The sequence below is a fragment of the Streptomyces sp. CT34 genome, from assembly GCF_000805335.1.
Classification (GTDB): Bacteria; Actinomycetota; Actinomycetes; order Streptomycetales; family Streptomycetaceae; genus Streptomyces.
In genome coordinates, this window is the sequence record NZ_KN708638.1 from 6364622 (window position 1) to 6384977 (window position 20356).

Consider the following 20356-nt stretch of genomic DNA (forward strand, 5'->3'; position numbering starts at 1 on the left):
GGGGTCCCCGGGGAGCCGCTGGACCACGGCTCGATCAGCCGCGGCGCCCATGCGGCAGACACTCTGGCGGGCTTCCTCCGGGCGCTCCATGTGGAGGTGCCCGCCGAGGCGCCGATCGCTACGGACCGCGGAGCCCATCCCAGGAACTGCACGGACGGCTTCGAGAATTTCTTCCAGGCCGTTGCCCCCGACGACATCGCTGCCGACGTCCGGGCCGTCTGGGACAACGCCGTTGCGGCCCACGCATGGGAGGGCCCACCGGTGTGGGTGCACGGCGACCTCCATCCCGCGAACGTCGTCGTCTCGGACGGAACGCTCTCGGGCATCGTCGACTTCGGTGACATGTTCGCCGGCGACCCGGCGTGGGACCTCGCCGCCGCATGGGTGCTGCTACCCACGGGCACGGCCTCACGGTTCTTCGACATGTACGCGCATGCAGACGAGGCGGCGATCCGGCGCGCCCGAGGGCTGGCCGCGATGAAGAGCCTCTTCCTGATGCTCATGGGACAGAACGGAGATCGGGGCCTTCCCGGCGGCAAGCCGAACTGGGGACCTATCGGCCGCGCGGCACTTGATCGTGTTCTGAAGGGCGTTTGATGCACGATTCTTTGCTTTGAGCCTGTTCTCGATCTTGGTTGAGGGCCATGCGGAAGCCCACCTTCGTGGGTTCATCGATCACTACGCGTGGTGGGGATGCCAAGGTCCACGGCCGTATGCTGCCCGTGGCCCCTATCGAGCTGGCGGAGCTTCTCCTCGGCGCCAGCCAGACTGACCTGGAGACCCTCGACCTCTCCGAGCCAGCCCTCCCGCTCGGCTTCGGCGATTCGGGCGATCAAGTTGTCGCGGATCTCGGCAAGCCGCGCCCGTTGGGACGGGTCAGGTCGAAGGAGCGAGCATCTGACACAAACTTCTCTGAACTATCGGTAGCGGGTGCGGATTACGTCTCGTCGGGGCCGATTACGGCGTTCAGCGCGCGCAGTAGGGCGTCATCGTATTGGCGACAGCCGAACTGGAACGGACCGAATGCCGTGTACTCGCGGGTCTTGCGATGGGGTTGCTCGAAAGAGTCCCAGATCACGAGGTCGACTGTCGCGGTGATGCGGGCCATGAGGGGCCAGCATCCCCACTCGCCGCATTCACAACCAAGAACGGGTGTCTTCGGCCCCCTCGCGTTGGTGGACCGTCCGAGGAAGTGATCCTGCATCGGGCCGAACCGGAAGAACTCCGGGATCAGACCGCCGTAGGCGTCGCCTGCGGGCTGCATCCCGGCCGCGATCTCGAACCCGTCGATCAGCTCGGTGAGTGGGGCTCCGTCGATACGGGGGACGATCACGAGCGGGCCGCCGTCGCCACGGTGCCGGCAGTCGAACCGGATGTCATTGCTGGTCATCTAGTGATTGTGTCAGCGAAGCCGTTCCCTCCACCTGAGCGAGTCGAGCTGGAGCTATGCGTGGCATGCCGAGGTCGATCGCCGTACCGCCGGGAGTATGTCGATCCATGTGAGCGAGCTTGTCTTCGGCACCAGCCAGGCTGACCCGGAGCCCCTCGACCTCTCCGAGCCAACCTTCGCGCTCGGCCTCGGTGATGCGGGCGACGAGGTTGTTGCGGATCTCCTCCAACCGGCCGCACTGGGCCGGGTCCGGCCGGAGAAGCGAGCAACGAATGCAAGCGTGTTCATGAACACAAGGGCTTGAAAGGCGCGACCGCAAGTACCGATGGAGACCTTGCGCTTCTCAAAGTGCGCGAGGAGAGCGTCCCATTCCTCCTCGGTCGGCGTCCGACACTCTTCGCTGGGCCGGCTGGCCCGGCAACGGGCGATGAAGACGCGATGGGCCTCGATGGTCGCGGTCGGGTAGATCGCCAATGGTGGAGTCGGGCATTGGAACTGTCTGCATGCCTGGAGTGCCTGTGCTCTCTCGCGCAATCCGAAATGCAGCCATGCGACCTCGTGTTCGTTCAGTTCCAACTGTCCGCTGTGGTGGGCGTCGTGGTCCCAGGCGGCGGTCCAGCAGGAACTGAGGGGCACCGCCTCGGGCGCCGGGCGGGCGAAGCCGCCCATGAACACGGTCACGGTGTGGGTGTGGAAGGACCGCTACGGAGGACTGCGTGCCGCCGACCAACAGTCCCGCCCCGAAGCCTCCGTTCGGCATGTCCCGCTGCCCGACGACACCGGCTCGCTGCAGCGCCTCTACGGCAACCTCACCCGCATGATCGCCGAGCGGGAAGCCGCCGGCGGGCCCGTGCACACCAACCGCGGCACGCTGCCCGTGAGGCTCTGGGAGACACGCGATGGCGACCTGACCGCCAGCCTCACCCGGCGCAAGGGCACCACCGTCGCGGCCCTTGACGCTGCCGGCCGAACTGGAGCCGTTGCGCGACCTGCGCGCCAAGGTGGTGGCGCAGATGAAAGCCCTAGGGATTCCCCGGCGGCCGTGGACGAAGCACAGCAAGCGATCATCATGAGTCCGAAGTCCCCGTCGGTGTACGGGAGCAGCGTGCCCCAAGGTCGAAGCTCCCGGGCTTCTGGCTCGGGAATAACGAACCTGCTGTGCGACTGCCTCAGCCGGCTGTTCGGGCGTGCATACGACGTCGTGCGGGGTGACCACGGGCAGTGGCTGCTCGCGTAGGCGGATGACGATATGGCCAGAGGAAGTGAGGGCTTCAGTTGCGCTATTGCTTGTTTCCGGCGTAGTCCTGCCTTCCAGGAAGGGCCTGTTCTTTTCCCATCGGGATGTAGGGTGAGACGAACATGATTGATGGTTCTGCTGTCTCGTCGTATCCGGGGGAGCGGATGACGGCGAACTGGAAGCCCTGGGCATCACTGTGCTTCTCCAGGACGTAGCGTTTCATTATGTATGACGACAGCATCCGGTACCCCGGTAGCTGCGTGACAAACGAGAAACCTTGACTCATGAAATGAAGGATCTCGTTTATCGTATCGAATACGGATTTTTCCGAGCGTCGGTTGGCATACCATAAAATATGGATTACTTTCCTCTCGGGTATGGTGCTTATGGATTTCCAAGGTGTTGTTTCTCCGTCCCGGCTTAGCACCCGGTAGACGAGGCAGTGGTCATGTGTCGCGGGACGCGGCGCGAAGAACCGCCAGTTCGGCAGAAAGGACAGAGTGTCCTTGTTCTGCAGGCGCATGAAGTCGGGGCTGTAGTGCTGGGTGAGGATGGTGGCCGCCACGAGGGCTGATCCGACGATCCTGGTGGTACCCCCGGGCCCTGTCACGAGTTCTTTGACATACTGTCCCGCTTTCACTTTGCCTGCTCCTTTGCTGCCTCGTTGTGGGAAGCTGTGGCTGCCGCGTCAAGGAAGCCGGCGATACGGGAAGCCAGGGGAATCGCGTACTCGGCGTTGGTGAGCAGAGTCTCGTGGGCTGCGCGTTCGACGACCGTTGATGCGACCAGGCGTTGTTGGCCGCGATGCGCCTGGGCGATCTCGTGATGCATGAGCAACTGTTCTGGATCGCGGTCGACGGTCTGCTGCGCCGAGACGACCAGGGCAGGCGTTTCGACAGGAGGCAGAGCCCCGCTGAACGTCTCGAACTCTGCCATTACCGCGTCCCACTCGCGTCGCCCAGACTTCCACGCACATGTGTCCGCGTACTGAGAGAAAGCCGTCGACCGGTACTTGGGGGGAAGCGAACCCACCGACCTGGGGGGAAGCATCACCAGTCCCGCGCCAACGCGCAGGGACCAGAGCATCACCGTCAGGTACTCCCGCGTGTTCGGCGCTGTCTTGCTTTGCTGGGGGGAGCGGTTCAGTTCTGCTGGGTGTGACGAATCTAGGTAGACCACGCTGTGTGTCCGGTGTTGTAGCCGGCGTGCGGCGCGTCGTGCTATCTCGCCACCCAAGGAGTGCCCCACCAGCACGATCTGGCGGCCGGTGGGAACTGCCTCGTTGACCAGGTCGTGCAGGTCGTCAACGGCCTCATCCAGCTGGAATGGTGCTCTGCAGTGCCGTTCGCTTCCGCAGTATCCAGCCCGGTCGTAGATGAGGACTCCATATCCGGTTTCTTCGGTCATGTATTCGGTGATCCATGAGAAGTACTCGGACGGGCTTCCCAAGCCGTTGCAGAAGACGAGGACAGGCTTGTCCTGCTCTCCTTGTGACAGCAACTCGTACTGGAGAACGTTCCCATGCCGCGTGGTCACGTTGCGTGCCCCGGGCTGGGGCTGACGAACACGCATCCGGCGCTGCGCCGCGACCATCGCGGCGGCCGACGCGGTCAGCAACAGAGCTGTTCCCGCCAGCGCGAGAGCACGGTCATCGCGTCCGGATACCTTCGGATGGCTCTTGGGGGCCGCGGTGTACAGGACTGCTGGGTGCATGGCGGGAAACGCGGTGGAAAAACGTCCCAGTCCCATCGCGAAGCCGTTGAGGACGTGGAAGGCCACGGCGCTGGATATCACGGGGCGCGCCAGTCTTCCTCCTGCGAGGTACGCAATGGGAAACAGGCACTCAAAGCCCAGTACACCGTGGGTCAACGCACGGCTGGCGCGAGGGTACTTGCGGGTGAGTTTGAACGCGCTCTGGCTCCCGTACGTCTTCGTGCGCAGCACTCCGCTCAGAGCGGATCCGTCACGCCAGGGCTTCCCCACGAGCTTGAACCAGCCCGCCACCACGTACGACAGGTTCGACTGCAAGGCTATGTACCACAGGGCCGCGTCCTTGACCTGCGGCGTGTTGGAGAGTCGTGCGGTGCCCGCAGCCATCTGCACCAGCATGGAAACTTGGTCCGAGCCGTCTGTGCCGTAACGGTGCCGGGGGTAGAGCAGCGATGTCGTCGCGCTCAGAAAGAGACTTCCCGCGCCGCGCCACCGGCTCTTTCCGGGAAGTAGCATCCCTGCGCTTACCACGGCTTCTGCCACGTGCACGGCGGTGGTGACCCGTTCGCTACTGAGCAGGTCCAGAAGCTTTTGGGTCAGAGGGGATGATGTCGTGTAGTGGTCCTTCGTGATGTCCCAGTCGTTCAGGCCGCCCTTTTTGAGCTGGTGCCGTTGCGTAAGGTATTCGAGAGATGAGGTCAAGCTCGTTGCCGCCGCAAGGCGTTCACCGACTCCTATGGCTGTCTCCCTGGACACCGGACAGGGTTTGAAGACATCCGCCGCGATTCTCCTGAGCAGACTCACAGCACCTCCACTGCTTCTTTCTTCCGGACGGCGATATTCGAGCATCGGCTTGGTCCGCACAAGGGTGCAGACCAAGCCGATGGGTATTCGTGCTGGGCGATAACGACTACCAGCCGACGACGCACCCGTGGTTGTTGATGTTCATGTCAGAGCTGAGAGTCGAGGTGATCACAGGAGCCACCTCCTGTATGAACTTGTCCGCCTCCTCGCCCATGGGAAGCGTGAGAGTGGAGTTCGCGAACGACTCGATCTTCTTCATGTCTTCCATGCTGACTCTTCTCCTGTGTTGAGACATTTCCTGGCCCAGGATGTGTGCCAGGGATATGCCGCCATTCACGCGGGATTGCGTGCAGGCGGCAGCATGAATGACGACAGGGCGGTTTCTCTGAACGGCTATCCGCCCGGTCGAGATTCCTGGTGCGACATCAGGCGTAGCGCAACGCGATGAAATTTTGATGAAATTGCGATGACTCGCCTGGTCGCGACGGTGGCGAACCGGCCAAGTGTGAGTCTGAACTGGTCTGCTACAACCGCAGACATCGCAACCTGCAATTGCCACATGAGTACAATATTCATCTGATGATTCCTGAAATAAGCACGCTCATTCTCCACCGCGTGGACTCGAGGTCCTGAGGACCGCGACCGTGACTTTCTCCCCGAAGAGATCCGTCCCCTGATCAACGGGCGGGACGTCATCGAGGGAGTCTTTGACCTTGGGGCCACCAACCTCTTCTGGCAGTCGCTGGAAGGAGATGTTCTGGTGGCCAGTGAGGCAGGGCGCGAGGTGCTGCTTGCCGGCCCGGAGTGTTCTACCTATTGCTGCGGCGCCGTGTCGGTGACCATCCCGCGCGAGGGCGCGTACGCGCCCTGGGGCGCTACCCACGCACCGCTCCGCGGCGAGACACGATGGTCCGAGCCCGTACGTCCAGCAACGCCTCGGCGGGGAGGCGTTGCCAGTGGTCGCCGGACGGTGAGGCTGCTTGCTCCGCGGGCGCACGAAGTGATTGCCGTCGAACCTCCTACGGCCCGAGGCAGCGTGTCGTCTGGATGCGGCCGAAGTCGAGGTTCTATTGAAGACCTCGCCAGCGCCATCACGGGTCTCGGAGACACAGCCACCGAGACTGACCTGACCACGGAGGAAGCGTGGCCATAGACCACCACACCGATATGACCATCAACGGGCATCTGGTGGCCAACGTCTCCTGGGCCTGGGGAACGATGTATCCCGCGGAGCGGAGGTGGCAAGAGGGCTGGGGAACCTCCATCGAGACCCCCGCAGTTCTCGAAATACTGGACATGGTCGCTCTCGGCCAGGCATCTGCTGGAGAGGTCCGGGCTGCCCTCGCTCAAACCGGGGAGAAGCTCTGCGCCACCCATGACCGCGACTACGGCGATCCGGATTCCGAAGCTCTCGCTCGCTGCTACGGCGACTGCCAACGGTGCCAGGATCGTGAACCTGAGGTCCGCCGAACCATCGAGGCCCGCGCTGAGCGCAGCCGCAACCTGCTCAAGCCCGAGTACCAGTACGTCATCTGTGGACGCCTCGCACACTCAAGCGAATGTCGTCATGTCAGTGACCTGCGCCGACACGCCGAGCCCGTTCCAGACTACGAGTTCCGCTTCCTGCTCCACGAAGTGGTCCACGACGAATGCTCCCTCGACGATTCCTTCGAGCCCGTCACCTACGACGGCTTGCTTCGCTGGTGCCAGGCCAACACCGGGCCACAGGGCGGGCGGTACTACCGCTCCTGCAAAACCTGCAACGTCCAGTTCCCCTGATAGAACGCCCTGGGGGAGAGCCCCATGCCTCTTCGACGCCACGCGCGCCGCCAGCCTGCCGCGCTGATTCACTGCCAAACGCTCCTTGATCCGCAGATCAGTACCACCGCCAGGCTCCTCTACGCCGTCCACACCGCGAGTCTCGACGAGGACCTGGACCTCGAACACATCGCACACCTTGCCGGGCTGGACGACGCCAACCAGATCCGGCCCTTCATCGCCGAGTTGGAAACCGTCGGGATCGTCGACCTCAAAGACCACCAAAGCCGCGGGGAGATCATCACCGTCCGTGCCATCCCTCTCGTCCCCGAAGAACGCAGCCACTCCTGCGTACCGTGCGAAGACTGTGGCGCATGCTCCTGCGAGTACATGAAAGGAATCTGCCGGATTTGCCACGAAATCCGGCGGGTGCGCGCGGAGGCCAAAGCCGATATCGCCCGATGGCAACACCAGGTAAAGGCGGGCAAGCCGTACGCGATGGGCGCCAACACGGCCCGCCTGCACCGATGGGACTGCAAAAGCCTCAACAGCGTCGACAAGGGCCTCAGCGCCATGAAGGCAGCCATCGAACATGCCAAAGAAAGCCGCCACCTCGCATACGTTTGCTGGCCGAAGCTCTCCACCCTGTACACGGCCGAGGAACTGCGGCTGAAGGGCACGAAGAAACGGAACTGCGCACTGTGCGGGCCCGACCACCTGTAGGTGGCCGGCTCGGCCCGAGCTCAAGGAAAGCCGCCAGCAGCCGCGAGCAACCACGGTCGTATTTCTCGCATTCCACTCAAACGGCCTCAGCCAGCGGTTTTCAAACCCAACTGGCCGGATGGAGACGCGTTGTCAGAGGTGCCCGCTTCGGTGTGACCGACGCTGAGAGGAGGGCCGGTTGAAGACCGAAGCTACGTGCCTACCGTTTCACCCTGGCCCCCACTCCTGCCCAGGAGCAGAAGCTGCTGCGGTGGTGCGGCAACGCCCGGCGCGCCTTCAACTACGCGCTCGCCGCGAAGAAGAAGGCCCACGAGCAGTGGGGGACGCAGGTCGAGCAGCTGGTCGCCAGCAAAGTGCCGGAGGCGGAGGAGTGGAAGACGATGAAGGTCCCGATCCCGTCGAAGCCCGCTGTCCAGAAGGTGTTCCTCGCTGAGCGCGGCGACACATGGGCGCCCTCTATTCGCGGAGCCGGATTCCCTTGACAGCGGTGTCGTAGGCCGGCCGATAGCGGTCCCATCGGTCATTCGGCGCGGAGAGGTAGATCACGTACTGAGTGCCGTCGGTGCCGCTGAAGGCCAGCTCCACTGCCCGGTATTCGCGTGCTCTGCCCTGGAACGTGAACTCCCAGTACCCCGCGGGCTGTCCCCGGAACGTCGTGGGGCCCATCCTGACCCGTTCATAGCCCGGGTTGTCGCGACGTGTCTGGGCCTCTTCGGTCTCCCGCCAGTGCCGGAGAGGATCTCCGCCCGCGAACTCGACGACGTCGATCCTCAGGCTGGCCAGCCCGGAGATGTAGGCGACCTCACCGCCAGGCATGTTCTTGAAAGTCCAGCCGTCCTGCACAGGGACGGAGAAGCCCTGGCCTGCCTTCTCCAGGTGGTACCCGTTGGGCAGTGGGGGCAGCGATGGCGGCGACGAAGGACTCGGGGCCGGCGGGTGGCTGGAGGTGACGGCCTCCGACGGGTGAGGGCTCGGTGTAGCTACTCCGCCCCCGGGCCAGAGCAGCACACCGCCCGTCGCGATTGCGGCCGCCACTGCCGTCGAGAGCATCCACAGCGCCATGCGGCGGCTGCGCTTGCCCCCGGCACCGGGGCTGCTGGGCTACTCGCACGGGCCTCCAGCCGCGTGGGCGAGTCGAGGGGGACGGCTCCCGTTGTGGGCGCAAGGCCCAGGAGGCGTTCGGCCTCGTGGGCGTCCATACGCTGGTCAGGTTCCTTCAGCAGCAGGCCCTCGATCACGGGAGTGAGGTGCCCGGCGTTGCTCGGGGGCGGGCACTCCTCGGTGGCGATGGCGTACGCCGTCTCGATCGCGGTGTCCCGCTGAAACGGGGGACGCCCTTGGACTGCCTGGTACAGCGTCGCCCCGAGGGCCCACAGGTCGCAGGCGGGGCCAGGCTCGGCGATCCCGGGCCGGAGGCGTTCCGGCGCCAGGTACTGGATCGAGCCGACCAGCTCGCCGGTCTTCGTCAGTGACGGCGTTCCGGGCTCCACTGCGATCCCGAAGTCCGTGAGGACGATCCGCCCGTCATTCCCCAGGAGAACGTTGGCGGGCTTGACGTCCCGGTGCAGCACTCCGGCGTCGTGCGCGGCGCGCAACGCGGCGGCCATAGCGCGGCCGACCCGGGCCGCCTCGCCGGGTGGCACCGTACTCTGCCGCTTCAGAACGTCGCTCAGTGTGACCGAGGGTATGTACTCCATGACGATGCACGGCAGCCCCTCGTCGTCGACAACATCGTGCACAACGATCACGTTGGGGTGGGTGATTCGGGCGGCGCTGCGGGCCTCCCGGCGGGTGCGCTCGTAGAGCCGCTGGACTTCATCGTCGTACAGATGCGGCGGAACGTGCAGTTTCTTCACCGCGACGTACCGGCCGAGCAACTCGTCCTCGGCCCGCCACACAGTGCCCATCCCGCCACGGCCCACACGCTCCACCAACCGGTAACGGTCGGCTATGAGCCGCCCCAGATCAGACACCGTGAAACCTTCGCTTCCCGCACGCCTGAGCATGCCTGACAGTTTGCGGGAGCACCTTAAACGCGTGCTCGTTGCATGGCCACGGCAGCGGATTGCCCAAGTGGCACGCCATCCCACGGGCACCCCTTCTGGCCCCATCCGGATCGCGTACTGATGGCAATCATGAGGGAGCCGACCGGCCCCATGGCAAATGATCTATCCCGTCCCGACCTGCCCGCTGCCAGTACGAGCACCACGACCGACCCCGCGCACCCCTCCCGCCAGCAACTTCAGCTTGGGATCGACTCAAGGTGCTGCCATTCGCACCAACAGACTCAGGCCACACGAAAACCATGCGTCACACTCTCCGACCAACCGGGGACGGTTCACCGCGCCGTGTGCATGTCGTCCGTTCATACCGGGAAGCCCGTCACCGAATTGTGAGGGGCTTCCCGGTGTATGAGGAGGTCAGTGGGCCTTGGCGTACGCTTCGCGTACCTCGGCTGGCACCCTGCCGCGGTTGCTGACCTCATAGCCGGCTTCCTTGGCCCATGCGCGGATGGCGGCGCTGTCGTCACGGCTGACGGCAGTGGCCTTGGGGGACTTGCGGGTCCTACCGGTCTTTCGCCCCGCCTTGGTGAAGGGGGCCATTGCCTCAAGCAGCTGGTCGTAGCTCTCGGGAGCCAGGTCAATCTGGTACTGCACACCGTCAAGGCTGAAGGTGTGGGTGGTGGCCTCCGAGGATTCTTCACCCGTGAGGTCATCCGTGTAGATGGTTACAACTTTCTGAGCCATGGCGCGATTGTAGGAGCTGGCAGTGCAGCCAAGAACGATCCGTGAAGCGGGCCGTTTCCGACTCGTCAGGCAGTCCTAGTGGGCCGCCAGCATCCCCACAACGAGGCCGACGACCGTCACCACGCCGACGGCCAGTAGCGCGTGCTTGGGATCCACTCCCGTGGAACGGTCCGATGACCCACGGCGCCGGAAAGCGGGGATCGAGACGAAGCCCTGTGCGTCCCCGGTGTGATGGTGGTGGCCGTGGTGGCCCAACCCACCGCTGTGATGGTGCCCGCCAAATCCACCCCCGTGGTGGCCGCCCCCGCTGAATCCTCCGCCGCCGTGCATGGTGCTCTCCCCGTTGTCCGTGATCCGTTCTTCAGCACCCCCTGCCCGGGGTGCGCCGGCCTACACCTGGACGACCGAGGCACCTCCGCGCCTACTCGCTGACTGCGTATCAACCACCTGGCTCATCGGAAAGCACACCTCGCCCTCGCAGGGGCCATCTCCGGCGCCACCAGTTGGTAAGTACGCTTGGGCACGTGAAGCAGTACAACCAGCGCGGTACCGATGCGCACACCTATACCGTCCTCGCCTTGACTCTGATCGGCACCGCCATCGGCGGCTTCGCCTTCAGCGCCGCCTCGGAGTGGCAGGGAAAAATCCTCGCGCTGATCATCTTGATCGGTTGGGGACTCGGCGTCCGATGGTGGAGCCGCACCCGGCCCCACCACACCAGCGACACCCACTGACCTCGCGAGGCGACGGGAAGGCGGGCGGGGACGACGTCACTTCAGCGTCGTATGCGCCGCCACCGTCAGGATCGACCGTAGCTGCGCAATGATGTCCAGCCGGTTCCGCACGAACTGCGGATCCGTGATCCTTCCGGTCGCCGGATCGGTGTTGCCGGCGCCGAACTGGAGCACCGGTGTGTGCACGTGCCCGCCCGGCAGCGTGTCGTGCAGGCCCAGCCGGTCGCGCAGCAGGGTCGCGCGGTAGGCGATCTCATTGGAGAGGTAGTTGCCGCCGCCGCCCTCACGGGCCGTGGAGCCCGGGGTGGGGCCGCCGGGGCGTACGACGGGTTCGGTGCTCCCTGCCGGGATCTCGGTCACCTCGGTGTGGTCGTAGGCCGGGAACCGGCCGGTGTGCGCGGTCACGATCGCCTTGTAGGGGAGGGTGGTCGTCGTCCACTGCGGCTGTGTGGCCGGGGCGGCGACCGGGATCGTCCCGGTGCTGCTGATGTTGTCGTTGTCGGGGGAGCCGCCACGCCAGGCCCCGTTCGTCCGCTCGACGTCGAAGCGGCCCACCCGGCCCTGGCTCACCGTCGTGTACAAGTCGACCTTCGGCAGGTACGGCGCCAGCGTCCGCTCCACCGTCCCCTCCGCGAAGTCCTGCCAGCGCACCGGGAACGTGACGGCCTCGATGCGGGCCGGACCGGAGTCGGTCTGGATCACCGTCCCGTCGAGAGCGAGCGCGACGGCCCCGGACGGGTTGGAGATCCTGATGTCCCGGTCCAGTGTGAACGGGTCGAAGCCGGTGACGAGAATGCGCTTGATGCCCGTGGCGCGCGACGGGTAGCGGATGTCGGTCTGGCCGCGCGAGGTCCGCTCCAACTGGTCCAGCAGGGACGAGCGTTGCGCGTCACCGAGCCCGAAGCCCGGCTCCCACGTGCGCACGTCCCGCGTCATCCCGAGCCGCGCCCAGTACAGCGGCCGGTCGTCGTCCCGGCCGAGGTCGCCGCCCGAGGGGCCCCGCCCCTGCGCCCGGTCGACGGCGCGCCGCCACAGCGCCGTACCGTCCCGTACGACGATGCCGCGGGCCTGCTCAAAGGAGTGCGCCCGGGTCAGGTCGCGGACGAAGTCCGCGTCCACGGAGTCGAATCCGGAGCGTCGCAGTATCTCCTGCGGCGCCGCCTTGTCGAGGCGCTGCTCCTCGACGGTCGGGGTCGGGGCGCCCTGAGCGGCCCGGGCCGCCGCCGTGGTCGCGGGTGCCGCCAGCCCCGCCAGCCCCGTCAGCAGGGCCATGCCGAGGATGCCGATCCGAACACGTAGGGAATTCAAGGGACTTGGGTCCTTCCGTCGCTGTGGGGGCGCGCGCACTGCCGGACCGCTGCAGTATCGCGTGACGGAAGTGGCCTACGCCATGGGGTGTGGCTCAGGAGCCTCGAACTCATACCGCAACCAGTAGAGATGGGCCGCCTTCACCATCAGCGTCACCTCGACGGTGAGTTCCGCCCTTGATCCGTCGGCGCTCCAGCGGCGAGGCGGCCATGAGCAAGGTCAACATCGACGCCACCCTGGTGCGCGGCGGCGAGGCGGCCCTGTCGCGCACCGAGGAACGCGTTGGGCGGGTAGGCGGTGCCATCGGCGTCTTCCTTGTACATGTCGTTGAACCGGAGCAGTTCGTTGCCGCAGCCGCCCTTGTCGCAGTCCTTCCACTTGACCGGTTTGTTCCACCAGCATTTCAGGTCGCCGCGGGTGCAGGCGCCCAGGCCCGGTTCGTTCTTGTCGTTCGGTCCGATCTTGCTGGGATCGCACTCGTTGTCCTTGGTACAGAACAGGCTCTCGGGCGGCTTGACTGCCGTGCGCGCGGGGTTGCTGGTCCACCAAGGCGGCACGGAAGCCGTGCACCATCGTGCCGGGGGACTCCAGCGCCTCGAGCGGGCGTGCGGCCCAGCCCAGGACCTTCTCCTGGTACGGCCAGTCCTGGGGGTGGGCTGCGTCCTTGTAGCTGTCGCCGCCGCTCGGGCTCTTCAGGAACGGAAGCCGGTTGGCCTTCCACAGTGGGTTGGCGGGGTTGTTGGTGAAGCCGACGCCCCACTTGCCGCCGTTCTTGTCTGCCTCCGCCTTGGGGTAGTAGCCGGAGTTGTAGGCCCACAGGGCGAAGAACCAGCTCTCCAGGTACTTCGGATTGCCGCCGTTGACGGTCAGGCCGTCCTTGTGGGTCACGTTCCACTTGTCGGCCAGGATGTTGACGCCGGCGGCGATGTTGGCGGTGTAGTCCAGTGCCGCGGCCTGCTGCTGCAGTGTGGTCAGTGGGCCCTCTTCGGGCTTCTCCTTGCCGCGGACGCGCATGCCGTCGGTGATCTGGGTGATGCCGTAACCGCAGTCGGCCTTGTCCCAGTTGATGCCCCACGACGTCCGACCGGTGCCGCAGCCGCGGACCCCGGACGAACGCGGCCTGGCGGACCTGTGGCGGCGTACGGCCCCGACCTTGTCCACCGCAGCTCGATCGCACTTGTGCGGCAACCTCGGGCTCTTCCTCGACAGCTATGTGCACGAACTCGCCGACGCGCACCGCGACCATGTGCCCGACCCCGCCGACCATGTGGCCAATCGCGCAGGCACGTTCGGATTCGCCTTTTCCCACGACCCTGTCCACCACCTGCTCAACCCCGCAGTGCCTCTACACCTGTTCGATACCTGGTAACTGCGCGCACTGCTCACCGCATTTGCCCAGGCCCCCACCGCGCAGAGCGACGCCCTGACCTACCCGCGCACCGCAGACACCACGGCTCGGCTGAACCACGGCGTGCACGTCCTCAAAACCTTCCTCGGATGCGACGCACAACACGCCGGCCGCCTCCTCAACGACCTGGGCAAAAGCCGCCTGGACACCTCCGGCTTCCTTGCGGCCTCGTTCAACCGAGGCCGCTGCGGCCGGATGCGGTAGGGCGTTGTCGTGATTGAACCGCTAGGCGCGACAGCTCCGATGGCCGCGCGCTCTGTCCCCTGCGACTTGCTTCGATAACTCATAGGGAGCGGTCGGGGCGCTTGACGAGGGCCGCCACGAGGAGCAGGCCGCTGAGTGAGGCGACGAGCAGGCCCGTGTGGTGCAGTGCGCGATCGTTGGCGGAGTCAGAGGTGAGGAAACTGAGCAGCGCGATGGCGAGGTTGGCGCCCAGTGACTGGCAGGTGCGGTACAGGCCGGAGGCGGCGCCGGATTGGCCGGCGGGTGCAGCGGCGTACATGGAGGTCTGGTTGGCCATGTTGTTGAAGCCGTCCGGCAGGCCGAGGACGATGCAGATGAGGACCAGGACCCACAGGGGGGAGGAGCTGGTCGGCAGGCAGAGCATCAGGCCGGCGGCGGCCATCGCGGCAGTACCGATCAGCAGTGGCACTCTGGGGCCCCAGCGTTTCTCCATGTAGGTGCTCACGACGGTGGTCGCGATCCCCAGGGCAGTGATGGGGAGGAGGACCAGGCCGGCCGTGGTGGTGCTCAGGCCGCGCGCTTCCTCCAGCCATTGCGGGAGGCCGTAGAAGATGCAGTAGAAGGCGGTGTAGGTGACGGTGGTGCGCAGGTAGGTGGCGCCGAGTTGACGGCTCGTCAGGAGACTCAGTTCCAGGAAAGGGACCGGGGCGCGGCGTTCGCGGGCGACGAGGGCCAGGGTGCCGAGGACGACGACGGCCAGCCACCAGGGCTGTGGCGCGCGGGCCAGGGAGAACAGGAACAGCATCAGTGCCGTCGAGACCGCGGTGAACAGCAGCATGCCCAAGACGTCGAACTGGGCCGCTGTCAGCCGTTCCCGAAGCCCGGTGGCCCGGGTGGGCGGCGTGGGTTCGGCGGGCACGGTGAGGAGCACCGCGGTGCCGGCGATCAGCGCCATCGGCACGTTGAGAAGGAAGATCCCTGGCCAGCGCAGCAGGTCCACCATGACTCCTCCGACGGTGGGTCCAAGTGCGCCCACCACCTGTGCGCAGACAGCGAGTGCCCCTAGCGCTGTCTGCGGCCGGGCCTGCCGCTCCTCCGTGACTTGGCGGATCATCGCGACGGCGCTGGGGTACTGGGCGGCGGTGCCGATGCCGAGCACCACCCGGCAGGCGATCAGTGTGCCGATGCCGGGGGCGTACGGAGCCACGCAGGAGCTGACGACGACCAGGCACAAGCCCGTCAGGAAGACCTTGCGTGCCCCCACGAGGTCGGCGATCCGGCCCATGACGGGGGCTGCGACCGCGGTCGTCAGGTACAGCGCCGAGACCAGCCAGAACGTCAACTGGCCGGCGTCGAAGTCCTCCCGGATGCTGACCAGCGCGACCGCGATCATCGTGGAGTTCAGGGCCTGGAGTACGGTCCCGAACGCCAGGGAGCCGATGATCCGTTTGGGTAGTTTCGCGGCGTCGTCGGTCCTGCAGTCCGGGGTGTCGGCGTGGGTCACAGTGCTCCTGACGCGATGCGGTGGACGGCTTCCTCCAGGAGGCCCCGGTCGGTGGCGAAGGTCATCCGTGCCCAGTGGCGGCCGTCGGAGCCGAACTCGCGGCCGGACAGCAGCCGGACCCCGGTGCGCCGCTCGATGAGCCCGGCTGCGTCCTCCCGCAGCCTGAGCCGCCTCAGGTCCAGCCAGAGGAAGTAGGTGGCGCGCGGCGGCCGGACCCGGACGGTGGGGGCGAGGTCGCGCAGTATGCGCACCATGGTGTCGCGGTTGCCGCGCAGATACGCCCGGGTACCGCGGAGCCAGGGGCTGTCCTCGGCGTAGGCGGCGGTGAGTGCGGCCTGTTGGACGCCCTTGGGGACGGTCATGCGCGGGCCGATGCGGCGTATCGCGTCCTTGAGGGGGCCCTCGGCAGGGGTGAGCGCGAAGGCCACGCCGAGGCCGGAGAGGTTGTGCGACTTGGTCGGCCCGGACAGGGTGATGGTGCGCGCGCGGGCATCCTCGCCGAGTGCGGCGATGGGTGTGTGGTCCCCTTCGAGGATGAGCCGGGAATGCAGCTCGTTGGAGATGATCGACAAGTCATGCTCGCGGGCGAGCCGTGCGAGTTGCCGGAGCTCTTCACAGGTGAACGCGTATCCCGTGGGGTTGTGCGGGTTGCACAGATGGAAGGCGCGGGTGCGTTTCGTGAGGCGCGCGGCAACGCTCTGATCCAGGGTGCCGTCGGGGCGCAGGGGTACTCCGACGGGCCGTCCCCCGGCGGCGGCGATGGCGTCCGGGATGAAGTGGTACGAGGGCGAGAAGTAGAGGACTTCGTCGCCGGGGCACAGGAGTTGGTCGAACAGCAGGTAGGCGGCGGCCACGCAGCTGCTGGTCAACCAGACGTCCGCGGGGGCGAGCGTCAGGCCGTGGTGCGCAGCGTAGTAGTCGCAGATGGTCTGTGCGGTCCCGTTGGTCGTGTAGTGCGGCGGGTAGCCGAGGGGGTGGCGCAGGCGGCGGCGGACCGTGTCGGTCACCGCGGGGTCGGTGGGGAAGTCCATGTCCGCCAGGTCGAGCGGGATGCCACCGGGCGGGCACTCCTGCCACTTCTTGGAGTGTCGCCGCGGGTTGTCGGCGTACTGTGCCGGAGCCGGGGCAGGCGGGGCAGTTTCAAACGGTGTCATGGCCGAAGTTCCGTGCCCCCAGGTGGTGGTAGTAGTCCTTGCGCAGCGTGCGCAGCGGCCCGGCGGTTTCGGCGAACGCGCCGGAACCGGTCACGAGTCGGTCGGCCTCGATGATGACGAGCCGCTCAAGCGCCTCGTGGGATGCGACGAGTTGGCTGCTGTCCAGGTGCCGCCATGCCTCTGTGATGGCGTCAGCGGCCCGTCGGCGCACTGGTTGCCCCATGGCGAGCAGGGCGTACAGCGGCAGGGTCCACTGGAAGACCGACAGCAGGTCGTGGTGGCCGCAGGCGCGCACGGCGAGTTCGTCGGCCACGCGCAGGGCGCGCTCGGTGCCGGGCGCGGTATCGCCGCAGCTGAGGAAGTGGGCCAGACTGTTGGTCATCCGCTGGACGGGATCGGGCAGCCTCTCCCCTGCGCCCGGTAGGACTTCACGGGCGCGGATGATCTGCTCGGCCTCTGCCGGCGCCGCGTCCCCGCGCAGCTCTGCTCGGTGCCGGTAGGCGTGCGCGTACCGCAAGGTGTCATCCTCTGGTACGTCGTGCAGCATCCACAGGCAGTCCGCCAGCATCCGGACCCGGGCGAGTTCGCCTGGGGGTGCGCTGTCCGGGTCTTTCCGGCCGCCCTCGGTGGTGGGGCCCAGCAGCCAGGCGGCGAGGTGGTGGGTGAACACTTCGAACTGCTCGGCCGCGGCGACTGGTGGTGGCGGCGGTGCGGCCAGCGGGAAGCCTGTGGCCAGCGGCCGGTCGAAGGCCACGTACATGTCGCGGGCGAAGAACGATCGGAGCGCACCGAGTCGGGCGGCGGGCGCGACGAAGACGGTGGGGTCCAGACCGGGGCACGTCGCTCGCAGCCGGGTTTCGAGGCCGTGGGCGGGATGGCCGTCGGCGGCCTTGTCCTGGACGACGGCCAGCAGGTCGATGTCGGACACCAGGCGGTAGCGGTCCGGGTGTTCGGCCTGGACGGTCGGTTCGCCGCGTGCCAGCGATCCGCTGACGTAGACGTTGACGTCGGTGCTGCCTTCCGCGTCCAGGTGTTCCTGGATGCTTCGGCGGAGCCGGGTCATCTGCCGGGCGACCTCGTGTCGCGCGGGAAGGGGGATGAACTGGGCGTGGCCGCACCACTCGTTGAGGGCGTGGGTGGTGTCGGTGGTCATGACAGGGCTCCTTCGCGGTTCGTCCCGGTCCTGGGCGGGGTGTGGTGGCGGACGGAGCCGTGGTGGACGAGTCGTCCGCGAGCCATGACGAACGTGGGGTGGTGCAGGGCAGGCAGGTCCGTCAGCGGGTTCCCGGCCACCCCCAGGAGGTCGGCCGCCATGCCGGGGGCCAGGTTCCCGGTGCGATCGGCGATGCCGAGCGCAGTTGCTGCGTGGGTGGTCGCCGCGGCCAGCACCTCCTGGTGCGTCATTCCGATGTCCGTCATGATCTCCAGGCCCGACGCGTAGGCGTGGTGCGCGATGTGCTCGATGCCCGCGTCGGTGCCGCCGATGAGCCGTACGCCGGCGTTACGCATGGCGGCCAGATGCCGGGAGCGCTGCCGCCAGTCGATCCGGCCCGCGGGGTTGCGGGCGTTGCTGTTCACGGTCGGGCAGACATACGTCTCCCTACGGGCCATCAGGTCGGCTATGTGTGGGGCGAATTCCAGGCCCTTGCGCCCTACCCAGGTGCAGTGCTCGAGCGTGTCGACGCCTTCCTCGACCGCCATGGCGATGCCCTCGGTGCCGTGTGCGTGGGCGGCGACCCGCATGCCCAGTCCATGGGCCGTCTCCACGGCCGTGCGCACCTCGGCCCTGGTGAATTGGGGTGCCCCCGGAGCCGTCCGGTTGGTCATGAACCCGCCGGTGACCATGATCTTGATGAGGTCCGCGCCGTGGTCGTGGTGCCGTCGCACGGCCTCGGCGACAGCGTCGGCGTTTGCGCACTCGCCGCCCATGAACCAGCAGTGGCCCCGCACCGTGGTGATCGGCCGGGTCACGGTGACCAGACGCGGTCCGGGCACCATGCCCGCGGCGATTCTGTCGGCCAGCACGCGATCGAGATCGCCGCGGGCACCCAAGTCACGGACGGTGGTCACGCCGGCACGGAGCATGCTCGCGGCATTGCGGGCCATCAGCGCCAGTTGCTCGTCGTCGTGTTGGCGGCGCATCACCGATACCGGGTCAGGTCCGGCGTCGAAGCCCAGGTGAACATGGGCGTCGATGAGTCCGGGCAGCAACGTCGCATCGCCCAGGTCCAGGCGGGTGGCGGGGTGCGGCAGCGTGGCAAGGTCGGCCTCCCGGCCGATGTGGCGGATGACGCCGTCCGCCACATGTACCGCTCCGTGGTGCAACACCTGGAGTCCGGTGCCGGCGAGTACCCGGTCGGCGGTGACCAGCCAGCTGCCGGTGTCCAGGCGGGCCGTCATCGGTCCACCGCGATGGTGATGTCGTCCTGCTTGAGTGCGTAGACCTCCCGGCCGCAGATGCTGTTGAGGATCAGCGCGCTACGCCAGGCAGCCAGGCTGAGGTTCGGGTCGGCCACGCCGTGCGTGGCGCCGGCTGCGTTCTGTACGTGGATGTGGTGGGAGGCGGGGCCGTCCCAGGCGATGCGGTAGTCCTTGCCCACGCGGTAGGCGCCGTCTGCGAGGTTGAGGCGGCCCGCCAGCGGTGCCATGAATTCGGGGAGTTGTGAGCGATAACCGGTGGCCAGGATGACGTAGTCGGCGTGCACCTCCTGGGACGTCCGGGTCGTGGCGTCCTCCAGCACCGCGGAGGCGACGTCCCCGGTCCGCTCCAGTGCGATGAGCCGGGCGCCCGCCAGCAGTCGGTGGTCGACGTGTTCGGGCAGCAGGTAGTCGATCTCGTACAGGCGGCGGTAGAGCTGTTCGAGGAGGGGTGCGCTGATGCCGCCGTGGGCAGCGGCGGATTGGCGGCCCAGGAGGTCGTGCCGCTGCTGCTCGGGCAGGCCCTGGAAGAACTCGACGTATCGGGGGTTGAACCAGTCGTTGGTGAACGGGGAGTTGTCGACGGGTGCGAAGCCTCGGCCGCCGCCGGCCCAGGTGAACTGCCGGGGCAGGCCGGTACGTCCGGAGAGGATGTCGGCGGCGATTTCGGCCGCGCTCTGGCCGCCGCCGACGAGCAGGACGTTCCGGTCGCCCATCGGCCGGTCGCGGTGTAGGTGGTCGGCGGCGTGCCAGACGTTGTCGCTGTGCGTGTCGCGGGCGCATGGCGGGATCCAGGGCCGCTGTCCGACGCCGAGCACAAGGTGGCGGGCGCGCCAGTGGGCACCGTCGTCGGTGTGGGCGACGAACGATCGCCCGTCGTGGTCCACGTCCCGCACGGCACGTCCCAGGTGGACGGGGAGCCGCTTCGCCGCCCAGCAGAAATACTGGCTGAACTCCTTGCGGCTCACGTAGGGGGCGGCGGCGACCAGATGGCGGTAGAGCCGTCCTTCCTCCCGTAGGAAGTTCAGGAACGAGTGGGGGTTGGTGGGGTCCACGAGGCTCACCAGGTCCTTCACCGGGCTGACCTGGAGCCGTGAGGAGTCCCACAGCAGTCCGGGGTGCCAGGAGGGAACTTGGCGCGCCTCCAGCAGGGTGACCGCCACTTCTGCGCACGGCTCGGCCAGTGCGGCGAGACTGAGGTTGGCTGGGCCGGCACCGATGCCCAGCACGTTGTTGACGCCATCCATGTAGGTACTCCAGGGGTGAGGGGAAGAGCGG

The 20356-nt window shown here is 66.9% G+C and carries 20 protein-coding genes and 1 pseudogene; 7 read left to right on the plus strand and 14 right to left on the minus strand.

The genetic code is table 11. The features are described from left to right. Positions 1-597 (plus strand): phosphotransferase (locus RZ84_RS27730; RefSeq protein ID WP_241777881.1); only part of this gene is annotated, 597 nt, incomplete at its 5' end. Between the two features lie 340 nt (positions 598-937). On the opposite strand, the gene RZ84_RS27735 is transcribed toward RZ84_RS27730, so the two are convergent. Continuing rightward, positions 938-1390 (minus strand): hypothetical protein, encoded by a 453-nt coding sequence (locus RZ84_RS27735; RefSeq protein WP_043266789.1) that lies wholly within the window; start codon positions 1388-1390, stop codon positions 938-940. A 97-nt stretch (positions 1391-1487) separates the two neighbouring features. Between RZ84_RS27735 and RZ84_RS39185 the strand changes: the two genes are divergently transcribed. Continuing rightward, positions 1488-1694 carry a hypothetical protein gene (locus tag RZ84_RS39185; RefSeq protein WP_043266791.1) on the plus strand — a complete coding sequence of 69 codons (207 nt, stop codon included), beginning with the start codon at positions 1488-1490 and terminating at the stop codon, positions 1692-1694. A gap of 363 nt (positions 1695-2057) precedes the next feature. Beyond that, complete coding sequence (locus RZ84_RS27745) at positions 2058-2627, plus strand: hypothetical protein (protein ID WP_043266793.1); 570 nt, start codon at positions 2058-2060, stop codon at positions 2625-2627. A 43-nt stretch (positions 2628-2670) separates the two neighbouring features. Here RZ84_RS27745 and RZ84_RS27750 read toward each other — a convergent pair whose 3' ends face one another. From RZ84_RS27750 to RZ84_RS39190, 3 genes are all read right to left on the minus strand, one after another. Next, positions 2671-3267 (minus strand): hypothetical protein, encoded by a 597-nt coding sequence (locus RZ84_RS27750; protein WP_063772705.1) that lies wholly within the window; start codon positions 3265-3267, stop codon positions 2671-2673. Then, positions 3264-5141, minus strand: coding sequence for an alpha/beta fold hydrolase (locus tag RZ84_RS27755; protein WP_157878906.1), 1878 nt, complete (start codon positions 5139-5141; stop codon positions 3264-3266). Before RZ84_RS27755 ends, RZ84_RS27750 begins: the two co-directional genes overlap by 4 nt. A 106-nt stretch (positions 5142-5247) precedes the next feature. Beyond that, positions 5248-5409, minus strand: coding sequence for a hypothetical protein (locus RZ84_RS39190; protein WP_157878907.1), 162 nt, complete (start codon positions 5407-5409; stop codon positions 5248-5250). 875 nt (positions 5410-6284) lie between these two features. Here RZ84_RS39190 and RZ84_RS27760 point away from each other — a divergent pair. Beyond that, positions 6285-6920: a hypothetical protein gene (locus RZ84_RS27760; protein ID WP_043266795.1), complete on the plus strand. Its 636-nt coding sequence runs from the start codon at positions 6285-6287 to the stop codon at positions 6918-6920. A gap of 24 nt (positions 6921-6944) precedes the next feature. Then, positions 6945-7622 carry a hypothetical protein gene (locus RZ84_RS27765; RefSeq protein WP_043266798.1) on the plus strand — a complete coding sequence of 226 codons (678 nt, stop codon included), beginning with the start codon at positions 6945-6947 and terminating at the stop codon, positions 7620-7622. 280 nt (positions 7623-7902) lie between these two features. Here the strand turns inward: RZ84_RS27765 and RZ84_RS41810 are convergent, their stop codons facing one another. The 3 genes and pseudogenes from RZ84_RS41810 to RZ84_RS27775 form a co-directional block, all read right to left on the minus strand. Next, positions 7903-8067 (minus strand): hypothetical protein, encoded by a 165-nt coding sequence (locus RZ84_RS41810; RefSeq protein ID WP_241777882.1) that lies wholly within the window; start codon positions 8065-8067, stop codon positions 7903-7905. An 11-nt stretch (positions 8068-8078) separates the two neighbouring features. Beyond that, positions 8079-9595: pseudogene (locus tag RZ84_RS27770) on the minus strand (serine/threonine-protein kinase). A 447-nt stretch (positions 9596-10042) separates the two neighbouring features. Then, a complete protein-coding gene (locus tag RZ84_RS27775) occupies positions 10043-10369 on the minus strand; it encodes a histone-like nucleoid-structuring protein Lsr2 (protein WP_043266800.1) in 327 nt (108 codons plus the stop codon). Positions 10370-10893: 524 nt separating this feature from the next. Between RZ84_RS27775 and RZ84_RS27785 the strand changes: the two genes are divergently transcribed. Further along, positions 10894-11103, plus strand: coding sequence for a hypothetical protein (locus RZ84_RS27785; protein WP_043262638.1), 210 nt, complete (start codon positions 10894-10896; stop codon positions 11101-11103). A gap of 36 nt (positions 11104-11139) precedes the next feature. Here the strand turns inward: RZ84_RS27785 and RZ84_RS27790 are convergent, their stop codons facing one another. Continuing rightward, positions 11140-12411 carry a pyroglutamyl-peptidase I gene (locus RZ84_RS27790; RefSeq protein ID WP_198539915.1) on the minus strand — a complete coding sequence of 424 codons (1272 nt, stop codon included), beginning with the start codon at positions 12409-12411 and terminating at the stop codon, positions 11140-11142. 219 nt (positions 12412-12630) lie between these two features. Beyond that, a complete protein-coding gene (locus RZ84_RS39195) occupies positions 12631-13572 on the minus strand; it encodes a hypothetical protein (RefSeq protein ID WP_157878908.1) in 942 nt (313 codons plus the stop codon). On the opposite strand from RZ84_RS39195, the gene RZ84_RS27800 reads away from it, so the two are divergent. Then, the gene (locus tag RZ84_RS27800; protein WP_043266805.1) at positions 13478-13780 is read left to right on the plus strand and encodes a terpene synthase family protein; all 303 of its coding nucleotides are present in this window, start codon (positions 13478-13480) and stop codon (positions 13778-13780) included. The two genes, RZ84_RS39195 and RZ84_RS27800, sit on opposite strands and share 95 nt — an antisense overlap. A gap of 322 nt (positions 13781-14102) precedes the next feature. Here the strand turns inward: RZ84_RS27800 and RZ84_RS27805 are convergent, their stop codons facing one another. The 5 genes from RZ84_RS27805 to RZ84_RS27825 are packed head-to-tail and all read right to left on the minus strand — an operon-like array spanning position 14103 to position 20325. After that, positions 14103-15506, minus strand: a complete 1404-nt coding sequence (locus RZ84_RS27805) for an MFS transporter (protein WP_052230182.1) — start codon at positions 15504-15506, stop codon at positions 14103-14105. Then, the gene (locus tag RZ84_RS27810; protein WP_043266807.1) at positions 15503-16660 is read right to left on the minus strand and encodes an aminotransferase class I/II-fold pyridoxal phosphate-dependent enzyme; all 1158 of its coding nucleotides are present in this window, start codon (positions 16658-16660) and stop codon (positions 15503-15505) included. Before RZ84_RS27810 ends, RZ84_RS27805 begins: the two co-directional genes overlap by 4 nt. After that, entirely contained in the window at positions 16647-17813 is a 1167-nt protein-coding gene (locus RZ84_RS27815) for a hypothetical protein (RefSeq protein ID WP_043266809.1), read from the minus strand. The genes RZ84_RS27810 and RZ84_RS27815 overlap by 14 nt, the downstream gene beginning before the upstream one ends. Beyond that, complete coding sequence (locus RZ84_RS27820; protein WP_052230183.1) at positions 17810-19060, minus strand: metal-dependent hydrolase family protein; 1251 nt, start codon at positions 19058-19060, stop codon at positions 17810-17812. The genes RZ84_RS27815 and RZ84_RS27820 overlap by 4 nt, the downstream gene beginning before the upstream one ends. Then, positions 19057-20325 carry a lysine N(6)-hydroxylase/L-ornithine N(5)-oxygenase family protein gene (locus RZ84_RS27825; RefSeq protein WP_052230184.1) on the minus strand — a complete coding sequence of 423 codons (1269 nt, stop codon included), beginning with the start codon at positions 20323-20325 and terminating at the stop codon, positions 19057-19059. Before RZ84_RS27825 ends, RZ84_RS27820 begins: the two co-directional genes overlap by 4 nt. Positions 20326-20356: the final 31 nt, after the last annotated feature.